This is a genomic window from Aeromicrobium sp., from assembly GCF_037719875.1.
Lineage (GTDB): Bacteria > Actinomycetota > Actinomycetes > Propionibacteriales > Nocardioidaceae > Aeromicrobium.
In genome coordinates this window covers 19,451-33,300 of record NZ_JBBJMJ010000019.1, presented here as the reverse complement: position 1 = coordinate 33,300, position 13,850 = coordinate 19,451, and the positions used below count along the sequence as shown (strand labels likewise).

The following is a 13,850-nucleotide window of genomic DNA, read 5'->3' as shown; positions in this document are numbered from 1 at the left end:
GAGTCACATGACCGCCACACCAGTCCGGATCGGGCTCATCGGCGCGGGACGCATCGGTGCGTCCCACGCGGCCGTGATCGCCCGCCGCGTCCCCGAGGCGCAGCTGGTGGCGGTGGCCGACCCGCGGGCCGGCGTCGCCGCCGCGCTCGCCGAGCCGCTCGGCGCCAGGGGAGAGAGCTCGCCCGAGGCGGTGCTCGCTGCCACTGACGTGGACGCCGTCATCATCGCGGCCTCCTCGACCGCGCACTGCGAGCTGATCGTCGCGGCGGCCGAGGCGGGCAAGCACGTGTTCTCAGAGAAGCCTGCCGGCATGACCCTCGACGAGATCGCCCGTGGCATCGCGGCGACTTCGGCGGCAGGCGTGGCGTTCCAGGTCGGCTTCAACCGCCGGTTCGCGGCCGACTTCCGGGCCGCCCACGACGCGATCGTCGACGGACGCATCGGCACGGTCAGGCAGCTGCGGTCGCTGACGCGCGACCCGGGTCCAGGGCCGGCCGACCCCGATTCGGTGCCACCTTGGACGATCTTCACGCAGACCCTGATCCACGACTTCGACACGCTCAACTGGTTCAACCCGGGTGCCCGGGCCGCGGACGTCGTGGTGACGGCCGGCTCGCTGACTGCGCCAGGCCACCCGACGCTTCTCGACCACGCCACCGTCGTGATCCGTTACGACAACGGGGCCATCGCGACCGCAGAGGCGAGCTTCGCCGCGGCGTACGGCTATGACGTCCGCGGTGAGGTGTTGGGGTCGAGCGGCATGGTGACCGCCGGCGAGGGTGCCTCGACCTCCATGCGCCTCCACGACTCCGAGGGGCGCGTGGCCGCGACGGCGCACGGTGACGTCGAGCTCATGATCGACGCCTACGCGGGCGAGTTCGCCGAGTTCGCCACCGCCGTCCGGGAGGGGCGGGCGCCCTCGGTGACCGGTGAGGACGCCTTCGCGGCGTTCGCGATCGCGCAGGCCTGCATCGATTCCTACCGCTCGGGCGGGCGCGTCGAGGTGTCCCGATGAGCTTCACTCTTGCGGTCTGCGCCGAGATGGTCTTCGCCGACCTGCCGTTGCTGGAGCGCATCGAGCACATCCACGAGGCGGGCTTCGCGGTCGAGATCTGGGGCTGGACCGACAAGGACGCCGCCGCGCTGGCTGCGACGGGTGCGGCGTTCACGTCGATGACGGGTTATGTCGCGGGTGATCTCATCACGCCCGACGGGGCCGACGAGCTGGTGCGGACCGCGGCGGCATCGATCGCGTTCGCGCAGGAGATCGGCTGCCCGTCGCTCAACCTGCACGGCACGGGGTTGGGCGAGGGCGGGCTGCCGCTGCGTCCGGTAGAGGTCGTGACGGGCGACATGTGGCTCGCTGCCCGGCGTACGCTCGGCCGGATCGCCGAGCTGGGGGAGCGGCACGGTGTGACGTTCGTGCTGGAGAACCTCAACACCGAGGTCGACCACCCCGGCACACCTTTCGCTCGCGCGGCGGACACCTTGGCGCTGGTGAGTGCGGTCGACAGCCCGCACCTGCGGATGAACCTGGATCTCTACCACGCACAGATTGGCGAGGGGAACCTCGTCGAGCTGATCCGGCGGTCGGTCCCTCACTTGGGCGAGGTCCAGGTCGCGGACGTGCCCGGCCGCTGCGAGCCCGGCACGGGCGAGGTCCGCTGGCCGTTCGTCGCCCGCGCGCTGGTCGATGCCGGCTACGACGGGGTCGTCGCGATGGAGGCGTTCGCGAGCGGTGACTCCCACCTCGCGCTGGAGCGGTTCCGACAGGTCTTCACGATCGATCCCCAGCAGGGATGCAGACCATGACCCAGCACCCGCCACGGCTGAGTGAGGCCGACTGCGACCTCGACGACTTCGTGTCGACCCTGTCGGCGCGGACCGAGCTCGCCGACTACCCGCACGCCAAGGAGGTCGTCGAAGAGGTTCTGGTCTACGACTCGTCCGCGCTGCGCTCGGCGATCACGGACGACGACGGGCGGGAGTCCGTCGAGGCCGAGCTGGTGCGTGCGTTCACCGCCGGGCCCGGGCTGGTGGTCCTGCAGGGAGCGTTCAACGACCTCGCGGTGGTGGACCGGGTGACCGACGCGTTCGACACCCTGATCGAGCGGGAGGCCGCATCCGGCACCGTTGCGGGCGACCACTTCGCCAAGCCGGGCGCCAACAGCCGGGTCTGGAACGCCCTGGAGAAGCTCGCCGTGCGCGACCCTGACGCGTTCGTCGACTACTACGCCAACGAGATCATCGCGCTGGTCTCGACGGCCTGGCTCGGTCCGGGCTATCAGGTCACATCGCAGGTCAACGTCGTCCGACCCGGAGGCGTCGCGCAGGACCCGCATCGTGACTATCACCTCGGCTTCCTGGCCAACGACGTCGTCGCGCGTTATCCGACCCATGTGCACCAGCTTTCCCCGGTGCTGACCCTGCAGGGTGCCGTCGCGCACTCCGACATGCCGGTCGAGAGCGGCCCGACGATGTACCTGCCGCACTCGCACCGCTATGTCCCGGGCTACCTCGCCTGGCGTCTGCCGGAGTTCCGGGCGTACTTCGCCGAGCACCACGTCCAGCTGCCGCTCGCGAAGGGAGATGCCGCGTTCTTCAACCCCGCTCTGCTGCACGGTGCCGGCTCGAACGTGTCGGCGGACATCCAGCGCATGGCCAACCTGCTGCAGGTCTCGTCGCCGTTCGGCCGGGCGATGGAGTCCGTCGACCGTGACCGCGTCTCCCGGGCGATCTATCCCGCTCTGGCTAAGCGTCGGGCAGCAGGGGTCTCGACGCAGCGGTTGCTCGACGCCGTTGCCGCGGCGGCGGAAGGCTATCCGTTCCCGACGAACCTCGATCTCGATCAACCCGTCGGCGGCCTGACGCCACCGTCGCAGGCCGCGATCGTGTCGCAGGCCGTGCTCGAGCAGTGGGACGACGCCAGGCTCGGCGCGGCCCTCGACACCCACGCGGCACGCCGGCTCACATCCTGAGCGTGGGGATGGCGCCTGCGTCACGCTGTCAGCGAACAGCCGTGTTTTTGCGTGTGTTCCATCCGCGAGCCGTCTAGGTTTGGGGACGTGAACACACCGGATACGCCCAACCCCATGTCGCCGAGAATGGCCGGCGAGGCCGGCCCGTCAGATCTCGACGGCCACATCTACCAGCGCCTGCTCAAGGAACGCATCGTGTTCCTGGGCTCGGAGGTACGCGACTCCAACTCCAACGCGATCTGCGCGCAGATGCTTCTGCTCAACGCCGAGGACCCGCAGGCCGACATCTTCCTCTACATCAACTCGCCGGGCGGCTCGGTCGACTCCGGCATGGCGATCTACGACACGATGCAGTTCATCTCCAACGACGTCGCGACGTTCGGGATGGGACTTGCCGCTTCGATGGGACAGTTCCTGCTCGCTGCGGGCACGGCCGGCAAGCGCTATGCCCTGCCGCACGCGCGCATCATGATGCACCAGCCCTCCGGCGGCATCGGCGGCTCGGCCTCGGACATCAAGATCCAGGCGCAGCAGAGCGTGCTGCTCAAGAAGCAGCTCAACGAGCTCCAGTCGCGGCACAGCGGCCAGACCGTCGAGCAGATCGAGCTCGACTCCGACCGGGACCGGTGGTTCACCCCGGACCAGGCCAAGGAGTACGGACTGATCGACCACGTCGTCGCGAGCGCAGGGGACTTGACATGAGCGAGCGTCAGCGAACGAATCATGTGGCAGCGACCATGCCGCCACATTCGTATCTTTGCTTCTCTACGGAGGTGGCGGCATGAGCTATTACATCCCGCAGTGGGAAGAGCGGACGTCCTACGGATTTCGCCGCATCGACCCCTACACCAAGCTGTTCGAGGACCGCATCATCATGCTGGGCACCCCGATCAGCGATGACGTCGCCAATGCCGTCATGGCGCAGCTCATGTCGCTGCAGGCCATGGATCCCGACCGCGACATCAGCATCTACATCAACAGCCCCGGCGGCTCGTTCACCGCGCTCACCGCGATCTACGACACGATCCGCTACATCAAGCCGGACGTGCAGACCTTGTGCCTCGGCCAGGCCGCGTCGGCGGCCGCGATCCTGCTCGCTGCCGGCACCCCGGGCAAGCGGTTGGCGTTGCCCAACAGCCGGATCCTGATCCACCAGCCCTACACCGAGGGCACCGGCGGGCAGATCTCCGACCTGGAGATCCAGGCCAATGAGATCTTCCGTATGCGTGAGCTGATGGAGAAGATGATCTCCGAGGCCACCGGCAAGTCGATCGAAGAGGTCAGCAAGGATGTCGATCGCGACAAGATCCTGACCGCCGAGCAGGCAGTCGAATACGGCCTGGTCGACGAGGTCCTCAACACGCTCAAGGTTCCAGCAGTCTGACAACCTCGGCGACATCCCGTGTCGTGACCGAGACGAAGCGCACATTCGCCGCTAGGGTGAAAATGTTGCCGTCTCGGTCGCGACCCGGCAAAAATCCGGGAAGCGTTGTTCGAAGCAGTGCTTTTCAAGGAAGGGACTCTCCACGTGGCACGCATTGGTGAAACTGCCGATCTGCTGAAGTGTTCTTTCTGCGGAAAGAGCCAAAAGCAGGTCAAGAAGCTCATCGCCGGTCCCGGTGTCTACATCTGCGACGAATGCATCGACCTCTGCAACGAGATCATCGAGGAAGAGCTCGCCGAGGGCGCCGAGCTGAGCCTCGGTGAGCTGCCCAAACCGCACGAGATCTACGACTTCCTCAACGGCTACGTCATCGGTCAGGACGGCGCCAAGAAGTCCCTGGCGGTGGCTGTCTACAACCACTACAAGCGGGTCCAGGCGCAGGTCGGGAGCTCGCGCAGCAAGGACGACCAGGTCGAGCTGGCCAAGTCCAACATCCTGCTCGTTGGGCCGACCGGCTGCGGCAAGACATATCTGGCGCAGACGCTCGCCCGTATGCTCAACGTCCCGTTCGCGATTGCCGACGCCACGGCACTGACCGAGGCCGGCTATGTCGGCGAGGACGTCGAGAACATCCTGCTCAAGCTGATCCAGGCCGCCGACTATGACGTCAAGAAGGCAGAGACCGGCATCATCTACATCGACGAGGTCGACAAGATCTCGCGCAAGAGCGAGAACCCCTCGATCACGCGTGATGTGTCGGGCGAGGGCGTCCAGCAGGCACTGCTCAAGATTCTCGAGGGCACGACGGCCTCGGTGCCGCCGCAGGGTGGCCGCAAGCACCCGCATCAGGAGTTCATCCAGATCGACACGACCAACGTGTTGTTCATCGTCGGTGGCGCCTTCGCCGGCCTCGACCAGATCATCGAGCAGCGCAGCGGCAAGACCAGCCTGGGGTTCAACACCGGTCAGGTCGACATCGGCAAGGCCGTCGCTCCCGCCAAGCTCTATTCCAAGGTGCTCCCCGAAGACCTGCTCAAGTTCGGCCTGATACCGGAGTTCATCGGCCGTCTTCCGGTCATCGCTGCCGTCGACAACCTCGACAAGGATGCCCTCGTGGCGATCCTGACCAGGCCCCGCAACGCGCTGACCAAGCAGTACGTCCGGCTGTTCGAGATCGACGGTGTCGAGCTGGAGTTCAGCGCTGACGCCTGCGACGCCATGGCCGAGCTGGCCCTCGAGCGCGGCACCGGAGCCCGTGGCCTGCGTTCCATCATCGAAGCCGTACTCGAGCCGGTGATGTACGAGATCCCGAGTCGTGACGACGTCGCCAAGGTCGTCGTGACCGAGGCGACGGTCGCGGGCGTCGAGGGTCCGACGATCCTGACCCACGACGAAGTGGCCAAGAAGGCGTCCTGACCTCCGGCTCGACCTGGCGGTAGGTGCTCTGCCTGTAAGTTGGGCCAATGACCTCAGTCGACATCGCCCTGCTCGGCGCCACCGGATTCACCGGTGGCCTGACCGCGGACTACCTCTCGACCCATCTGCCGGACGGCGCCACCTGGGCCATCGCGGGCCGCAACCAGGCCAAGCTCGAGGCAGTCGCGGATCGGGTCGAGACCCTCGGCGGTGCGCGACCGGAGATCATCTCCGCTGATGCCCGCAACCCCGACTCGATGGCTGCCCTCGCCAAGGCCACCCGGGTCCTGATCACGACGGTCGGCCCCTATGTGCTGCACGGGGAGCCTGCAGTCAAGGCGTGCGCCGAGGCCGGCACTGCATACGTCGACCTGACCGGTGAACCCGAGTTCGTCGACCGGATGTGGCTGAAGTATCACGAGCAGGCCGTCGAGACCGGCGCGCGGATCATCCATGCGTGCGGGTTCGACTCGATCCCGTATGACCTCGGGGTCCTCTACACGGTCGAGCAGATGCCCGAAGGCGTCCCGATCGCGGTCGAGGGCTACATCCGTGCTGGTGGCACAGCATCTGGCGGCACCTTCCACTCCGCCGTCGGTGCCTTCTCGCGCATCCGCCAGGCCGGCAAGACAGCCGCTGAGCGCAAGAACGCGGAGCCCCGCCCCGAGGGTCGCAAGATCCGGGGAGCCGGCAAGATCGGCCGAGGTGCGGACGGCAAGGGTTGGGCGTTGCCGCTCCCCACGATCGATCCGCAGATCGTCCTCCGCTCGGCCCGATCGCTCGACCGCTACGGGCCGGACTTCACGTATTCGCACTTTGCGCAGTTCAAGCGGCTCCCGATGATGGTCGGCACGATCGCCGGGGCTGGTGTGCTGCTCGCAGGCTCACAGCTCAAGCCGACCCGCTCACTCCTGCTCAAGCTCAAGGACCAGGGTGCCGGGCCCGATGAGGCGACTCGCGCCACGTCGTGGTTCACGTTGCGGTTGGTCGCCAAGGGTGGAGGCAAGATCGTCACGACCGAGGTCAGTGGCGGCGATCCTGGCTACACCGAGACAGCCAAGATGCTCAGCGAGTCCGCCCTGTGCCTCGCCTTCGATGACCTGCCGAAGATCTCGGGCCAGACCACCACTGCCGTGGCGATGGGTGGCGCGCTGATCGAGCGGCTGCAGAGGGCCGGCATCACCTTTCGCACGGTGTGACCTGGCCGTGTGATGAATTCGTCGTCGGGGTTTGTCACACGCTTGGGAGACGGAAGGGCGGCGGCGCAGTCGTAGGCTGAGGGCATGGACTTCACCGGAGTCGTCAGCCAGCTCATGGCCGCAAGTGATGCTCCGCCGGGTCTGCTCCCGGCACGTGAGCAGATGGCCCTTTCGCTGGGCTGGCACATCATCCTGGCGTGCTTCGGTGTGGCGTTCCCGACGATGATCTACGTCGTGCACCGCCGGGGAATCGTCCGTGACGACCCGGTCGCCCTGGGTCTGGCCAAGCGCTGGGCCAAGATCTCGGCGGTGCTGTTCGCGATCGGTGCCGTGTCCGGCACGGTGCTGAGCTTCGAGATGGGGATCCTCTGGCCGGGCCTGATGGGCCGGTTCGGAGACGTTCTCGGACTGCCATTTGCCTTCGAGGGCCTGTCCTTCTTCATCGAGGCGATCTTCCTCGGCATATATCTCTATGGCTGGGACCGCATGCCTGCCCGGCTCCACCTCGCGATGCTGATCCCGATGGCCGCTGCCGGAGTCTTCGGGACGTTCTTCGTCGTGTCGGTCAACGCCTGGATGAACAATCCGACCGGTTTCCGGATCGTCGATGGCGAGGTCACCGACGTCAACCCGTGGCAGGCGATGTTCAACGACGGCGTATGGCTGCAGTTCGCGCACATGTGGGTCGCGGCCTTCATGGTGGTCGGCTTCGTCGTGTCGGGTGTCTACGCGGCGGGCATGCTCAGGGGCCGGGTCGACGCCCACCACAGGCTCGGGTTCACGGTCCCGTTCGTGTTCGCCACGGTTGCTGCGCTCGTGCAGCCACTGATCGGCCACGTGCTGGGTCTGCGGGTCGGCAACACGCAGCCGGCCAAGCTCGCGGCGTTCGAGCTCGCCACGACGACCGAGCAACCGGCCCCGCTGCGACTCGGCGGTGTCCTGATCGACGGCAAGGTCTACGGGGCGATCGACATACCCATGATCGGGTCCTTGATCGCCCGCAACTCATTCGACAAGCCGGTCCCCGGACTCGACACGATCCCGGTGGCCGATCAGCCGCCGGTCAACATCACCCATCTGGCCTTCCAGTCCATGGTCGGCATCGGCACGCTTCTGGCGGTCGCCGTCGTGGTGTTCTGGCTCGCACGGTGGCGAGGCCACGATCTGCTGTCGAAGCGGTGGTTCCTGCGGGGGGCGGTGATCGCGGGTCCGCTGGCGATCATCGCGATGGAGGCGGGCTGGATCGCGACCGAGGTCGGGCGCCAGCCGTGGATCGTGTGGCAGGTCCTACGCACCTCGGATGCCGCAAGCCAGAGCGCGGGCCTGTGGTGGAGCCTGGCGGCCGCAGTTGTCGTCTATGTCGGTATGACGATCGGCGCCACCGTGGTGCTTCGATCCATGGCACGACGCTGGCGCGCCGGCGAGGAGGACTTGCCGACCCCCTACGGGCCGAGATCTGCCCCTGTCGACGAGGCGGCCGGCCGATGAGCCTTGCGGTCATCGTCGCGATCGCGATGTTCGCGGGGATCTTGCTGTATGCCCTGTTCGGTGGAGCCGACTTCGGATCGGGATTCTTCGACCTCACCGCCGGGGGATCAGAGCGTGGGGGCGAGCTGCGGGTCCTGATCGATCACAGCATCGGCCCGGTGTGGGAGGCCAATCACGTGTGGTTGATCTACATCCTGGTGATCTGGTGGACGGGGTTCCCGGAGACATTCGCCGCCGCGACGACGACCTTGACCCTGCCGCTGGCCCTCGCCCTGGTGGGGATCGTCCTGCGTGGGGCGAGCTTCGCGTTCCGCAAGTACTCCGCGACCCTCGCGCAGGCTCGGCTCTTCGGGGCAGTCTTCGCCGGCTCGTCGCTGATCACGCCGTTCTTCCTGGGCGCGGCGGCCGGCGCGGTTGCATCCGGCCGGGTGCCGGCGCAGGGCAACGGCGATCAGCTCGGCTCCTGGCTCAACCCGACATCGTTGTTCGGCGGTCTCATTGCCGTAGGCACATGTGCGTTCCTGGCCGGCGCCTTCCTCACAGCCGATGCGTCCCGGTCGAGACATGATGCACTCGCGGAGGTGCTGCGGATCCGCACGATCGGGGTCGGCATCGCAACCGGGATCGTCGTGTTCGCGGCGCTGATCCCGATCCGCAATGACTCACCGACCCTCAGCGACCGACTCCTCGGTCCGGCGGCTCCGCTCATCGTGATCTCTGCCGCTGCGGGGCTCGCCACCTTGGTGATGCTCCATCGGCGCAGCTACTCCTCGGCCAGATTCGCCGCCGTCGCCGCGGTCGCGTCGGTCGTGATCGGCTGGGGCGTGGCGCAATATCCCTGGATGCTGGTCGACGAGGTCCGCATCGCAGACGCTGCAGGCGCACCGGCGACCCTCGCCGGTCTGTTGGTCGTTGTGGCCCTGGCTGTCGTCCTGGTCGTCCCGGCCCTCGGCTATCTGTTCTGGCTCACCCAGAGCGACCGATGGACCGATGCCGAGCACGCCGCCTAGGCTTGGGGCCGCCGGGACCACGTGGGAGCATACGAAGATGTCGACGACCGTTCTCCATGGCAACGGCGTGGTCCCGGGGATCGGCGTCGGGCCGGTCGTCCGCCCCATGCCACGACCTGAGCTTCCGCAGCACGAAGAATCGCTCGATGCGGAGACCGGCGCCGAGCGCTTCAGTGCGGCGGCCGCGCTCGTGGCGGACCGTCTTGCGGCCCGCGCCGAGCACGCCAGCGGTGCTGCAGCCGACGTGCTCAGGGCGACATCATCGCTGGCGCGCGACCGGGGTCTCGTCGAGCTGGTCCGCACGCGCCTGACCGAAGGATCGGGCATCTGCGCCTCGACCGCCGGTGCGATCGAGGAGCTCAGCGCGATGTTCGCTGCCGCAGGGGGACTCATGGCCGAGCGGATCACCGATCTCGAGGACATCCGCGACCGGGTCATCGCCGAGCTGACCGGCCAGCCTGAGCCGGGCATCCCCATGCCCGCGGTGGCATCCGTGCTGTGCGCGGGCGACCTTGCGCCGGCAGACACCGCCGGCCTCGACCCGGCAGCCATCGTCGCAATTGCCACGTCGCTCGGCGGAGCGACCAGCCACACCACGATCATCGCCCGCCAGCTCGGGATCCCCTGTGTCGTGGGCACAGATGGACTGGACGACGTCGCAGACGGCACGGCCGTGCTCGTCGACGGCTCGACCGGCGAGGTGATCCTCGATCCGGATCCCGACCTCGCGCGGGAGCGTCAGGACGCTGCTGCGGTGGCACGCGAGGCCGCAGCAACATGGCGTGGTCCCGGGGCGACCGCGGACGGGCATGCCGTCGAGATCCTCGCGAACGTCCAGGATGGCGCCGGGGCGCGCAAGGCCGCCGAGACCCACGTCCAGGGTGTCGGCCTGTTCCGCACCGAGCTGGGCTTCCTCGAGCGGGACGTGGAGCCCACCGTGGAGGAGCAGGCCGCGGTCTACCGCGAGGTCTTCGCCGCGATGGGCGAGCGCAAGGTCGTCATCCGTACGCTGGACGCCGGCTCGGACAAGCCGGTCAGCTTCGCCACGATCAAGGACGAGCCCAATCCGGCCCTCGGTGTTCGCGGCATGCGGCTCGGACTCCGCGACGAGGGCCTCATGGATCGGCAGCTCGACGCGATGGCGCTGGCGGCCGAGGAGTCGCCAGGCCCGGTCTGGGTCATGGCCCCGATGGTGGCAGCGGAGGACGAGGCCGAGTGGTTCGGCGCCAAGGTGCGCAAGCGAGGCCTCACGCCCGGCGTCATGATCGAGGTGCCGAGCGCAGCCCTGCACGCGGACCGCATCCTGCGACACGTCGATTTCGTCTCGATCGGCACCAATGACCTCAGTCAGTACGCCTTCGCTGCGGACCGGATGGCGCCGTCGTTGGCTCGCCTGACCGATCCCTGGCAGCCTGCGCTTCTGGAGCTGATCCAACGCGTCGCTCAGGCCGGCCACGACGCTGGCAAGCCGGTCGGGGTCTGCGGTGAGGCTGCGGCCGATCCGCAGCTCGGTTGCGTGCTGGTGGGGCTGGGCGTCACGTCGTTGTCAGCTGCAGCGACTGCCGCGCCGCTCGTGGGTGCCACGCTGAGCGGCGTGACCCTCAGGGCCTGCCAGGCCGCAGCGCAGGCGGCACTGCGCGCCAAGGGTCCGGCCGAAGCCCGCGAGGGCGCTGCAGAGCACCTCGGCTGAGGCGCCGAACGCCAAGATTGGTCGAAGTCGAGCGAGGTCAGTCGATGGGTGCCGGGGTGGCGTCGACCTTGAATCCATCGACGGCGTCATCGGCGACATACGTCGGCGTGGCCGTGACCCGCCCGGCAGCGACGACGTCATCCATCGCGAGCCGCACGAGCTCGAGCCGAGGCCTGTCGGCGCTGATCTTGAGCTGGCTGATCTCGGTCTTCTGGCTGACCTTGGCGATCGACTTGGCACCGCGGATGTCCGCCAGGACCGAGGCGGCCGAGGTCAGCAGCGTGGGATCGTGCTCCGCGGTGGTCAGATCGGTGTCGTTGACCGGCCAGGCCGCACGGTGGATCGAGCCCTCCTGCCACCACGACCAGACCTCTTCGGTCACGTAGGGCAGGAACGGGGCCAGGAGGCGCAGCTGCACCGACAGGGCCAGCACGAAGGCGCTCTTGGCGGACGCGCCTGCGGGGTCGGCCCGACGGGAGCGCTCCTTGACCAGCTCGAGGTAGTCATCGCAGAAGTCCCAGAAGAACTTCTCGGTGACCTCCAGTGCGGAGGCATAGTCGTATGCCTCAAAGCTCGCGGTGGCCTCATCGACGACTCCGCGCAGGCGGCTGAGCATCGCGAGGTCGATCGGCTCGGTGACCCGGGCAGGATCCAGGTGGGACGCGTCGGCTCCGAGACCATAGGCCTCCTCGGCCGCGAGCACGAACTTGCTGGCGTTGAGCACCTTCATCGCCAGGCGGCGGCCGACCTTCATCTGGGCCTCGTCGAACGGAGAGTCCGCTCCGGGCCGCGAGCCCGCCGCGCGCCAGCGGACGGCGTCGGCGCCATACTTTGCGAGGATGTCGTCCGGCACGACGACGTTGCCCTTGGACTTGCTCATCTTCTTGCGGTCAGGGTCGACCACGAAGCCGGAGATCGTGGCGTGTCTCCATGGGGCGACGCCGTGCTCGAGGTGGGACCGCACCACCGTCGAGAACAGCCACGTGCGGATGATGTCGTGCGCCTGTGGACGCACGTCCATCGGGAAGGTCTTGGCGAAGAGCTCGGGGTCGGACTCCCAGCCGCAGACGATCTGCGGTGTGAGCGACGAGGTGCCCCACGTGTCGAAGACGTCGGGGTCGGCCATGAAGCCGCCGGGCTCTCCACGCTGCGAGTCCTCGAACCCCGGCGGTGCCTCCGCCGCCGGATCGACCGGCAGCGTCGACTCCTCGGCGAGGATCGGCTCGGTGTAGTCGGGCTCACCGTCGGCGTCGAGGCGATACCAGACCGGGAACGGGATCCCGAAGAAGCGCTGGCGGGAGACCAGCCAGTCGCCATTCAGGCCGTTGATCCAGTTGGTGAGGCGTGACTGCATGTAGGCCGGCACCCAGTCGATCTGGTTGCCGCGGTCGATCAGCTCAGCCTGCAGGTCGGAGCCGCGGCCGCCGTTGGTGATGTACCACTGCCGGGTCGACACGATCTCGAGGGGCTTGTCGCCCTTCTCGTAGAAGTTGGCCATGCGCTGGGTGGGTTTGGGGTCACCGTCCAGGTCGCCGGACTCCTTGAGAGCTGACACGGTGATCTCGCGTGACGTGAACGCCGTCTTGCCGGCCAGCTCGGCATAGAGCTCGCGCCCCGGCTCGTCGGTGATCCACTCGGGCAGGTCCGGCAGGATCCGCCCGTCGCGACCGATGATGGTCCGGTTGGGCAGCTGCAGCTCGCGCCACCAGATGACGTCGGTGAGGTCTCCGAACGTGCAGCACATGACGATGCCCGAGCCCTTGTCCGGCTCGGCCAGCGGGTGCGCGACGACCGGCACCTCGACGCCGAACAGCGGTGAGCGGACCGTGGATCCGAACAACGATTGGTAGCGCTCGTCGTCGGGGTGGGCGATCAGCGCGACGCACGCGCCGATCAGCTCCGGACGGGTGGTCTCGACGTGCACCGACGACTCGGGTCCGTGGAAAGCGACCCGGTGGTAGGCGCCGGGATATTCGCGAGCCTCGAGCTCTGCCTGGGCCACCGCACTCTGGAAGGTGACGTCCCACAGGGTCGGCGCGTCCTGCTGGTATGCCTCGCCGCGCGCGACATTGCGCAGGAAAGCGCGTTGGGACACCGTGCGGGACTTGTCGCCGATGGTCGTGTAGGTCTGGCTCCAGTCAACGCTGAGGCCGAGCGTGCGCCACAGCTGCTCGAAGACCTGCTCGTCCTCCTCGACCAGCTGATTGCACAGCTCGATGAAGTTGGGCCGGCTGACCGGAACCTGCTTCTTGGGGTCGGGCTTGTCCGGCGGGGTGTAGTCGGCCTCGTAGGGCAAGGAGGGGTCGCAACGGACCCCGAAATAGTTCTGCACCCGGCGCTCGGTCGGCAGGCCGTTGTCGTCCCACCCCATGGGATAGAAGACCTCCTTGCCGCGCATGCGTTGGTAGCGGGCAATGAGGTCGGTGTGCGTGTAGGAGAACACGTGACCGACGTGCAGTGAGCCGGAGACCGTGGGCGGCGGCGTGTCGATCGAGAAGATCTGCTCGCGCGTCTTGGTGCGGTCGAAGGTGTAGGTGCCCTGCTCAGCCCATCGGGCGGACCAGGTGGCCTCCAGGCCTTCGAGGACGGGCTTCTCCGGGACGTTGTTGGTCACAGCAGGCAAGTCTAGGTGCGCTGACGGTCCGCCCGGGCATCGGCGTCGCAGGCCACCGTGGTGACCCGCGA

11 protein-coding genes are annotated in these 13,850 nt (G+C 67.7%); 10 read left to right on the top strand and 1 reads right to left on the bottom strand.

Annotated features, from left to right (window positions below):
• The first annotated feature begins 7 nt into the window (after positions 1–7).
• The 10 genes from WKF39_RS14560 to WKF39_RS14515 all read left to right on the top strand — a co-directional run bounded on the left by WKF39_RS14560 (position 8) and on the right by WKF39_RS14515 (position 11,165).
• Complete coding sequence (locus tag WKF39_RS14560; RefSeq protein WP_340389672.1) at positions 8–1,015, top strand: Gfo/Idh/MocA family oxidoreductase; 1,008 nt, start codon at positions 8–10, stop codon at positions 1,013–1,015.
• The gene (locus WKF39_RS14555) at positions 1,012–1,812 is read left to right on the top strand and encodes a TIM barrel protein (RefSeq protein ID WP_340389670.1); all 801 of its coding nucleotides are present in this window, start codon (positions 1,012–1,014) and stop codon (positions 1,810–1,812) included. Before WKF39_RS14560 ends, WKF39_RS14555 begins: the two co-directional genes overlap by 4 nt.
• The gene (locus WKF39_RS14550) at positions 1,809–2,978 is read left to right on the top strand and encodes a phytanoyl-CoA dioxygenase family protein (RefSeq protein WP_340389668.1); all 1,170 of its coding nucleotides are present in this window, start codon (positions 1,809–1,811) and stop codon (positions 2,976–2,978) included. Before WKF39_RS14555 ends, WKF39_RS14550 begins: the two co-directional genes overlap by 4 nt.
• A gap of 126 nt (positions 2,979–3,104) precedes the next feature.
• Positions 3,105–3,680 carry an ATP-dependent Clp protease proteolytic subunit gene (locus tag WKF39_RS14545; protein ID WP_340389724.1) on the top strand — a complete coding sequence of 192 codons (576 nt, stop codon included), beginning with the start codon at positions 3,105–3,107 and terminating at the stop codon, positions 3,678–3,680.
• A gap of 79 nt (positions 3,681–3,759) precedes the next feature.
• Positions 3,760–4,362, top strand: coding sequence for an ATP-dependent Clp protease proteolytic subunit (locus WKF39_RS14540; RefSeq protein WP_340389666.1), 603 nt, complete (start codon positions 3,760–3,762; stop codon positions 4,360–4,362).
• 144 nt (positions 4,363–4,506) lie between these two features.
• Positions 4,507–5,778: an ATP-dependent Clp protease ATP-binding subunit ClpX gene (clpX, locus tag WKF39_RS14535; RefSeq protein ID WP_340389664.1), complete on the top strand. Its 1,272-nt coding sequence runs from the start codon at positions 4,507–4,509 to the stop codon at positions 5,776–5,778.
• Between the two features lie 47 nt (positions 5,779–5,825).
• Positions 5,826–6,977 (top strand): saccharopine dehydrogenase NADP-binding domain-containing protein, encoded by a 1,152-nt coding sequence (locus WKF39_RS14530; protein ID WP_340389662.1) that lies wholly within the window; start codon positions 5,826–5,828, stop codon positions 6,975–6,977.
• Positions 6,978–7,061: 84 nt separating this feature from the next.
• Complete coding sequence (locus WKF39_RS14525; protein ID WP_340389660.1) at positions 7,062–8,465, top strand: cytochrome ubiquinol oxidase subunit I; 1,404 nt, start codon at positions 7,062–7,064, stop codon at positions 8,463–8,465.
• On the top strand, positions 8,462–9,475 hold the full coding sequence (locus WKF39_RS14520; protein ID WP_340389658.1) for a cytochrome d ubiquinol oxidase subunit II: 1,014 nt from the start codon (positions 8,462–8,464) through the stop codon (positions 9,473–9,475). Before WKF39_RS14525 ends, WKF39_RS14520 begins: the two co-directional genes overlap by 4 nt.
• A 37-nt stretch (positions 9,476–9,512) precedes the next feature.
• On the top strand, positions 9,513–11,165 hold the full coding sequence (locus tag WKF39_RS14515) for a putative PEP-binding protein (RefSeq protein ID WP_340389656.1): 1,653 nt from the start codon (positions 9,513–9,515) through the stop codon (positions 11,163–11,165).
• A 37-nt stretch (positions 11,166–11,202) separates the two neighbouring features.
• Here the strand turns inward: WKF39_RS14515 and valS are convergent, their stop codons facing one another.
• Positions 11,203–13,779: a valine--tRNA ligase gene (gene valS, locus WKF39_RS14510; RefSeq protein ID WP_340389654.1), complete on the bottom strand. Its 2,577-nt coding sequence runs from the start codon at positions 13,777–13,779 to the stop codon at positions 11,203–11,205.
• Positions 13,780–13,850: the final 71 nt, after the last annotated feature.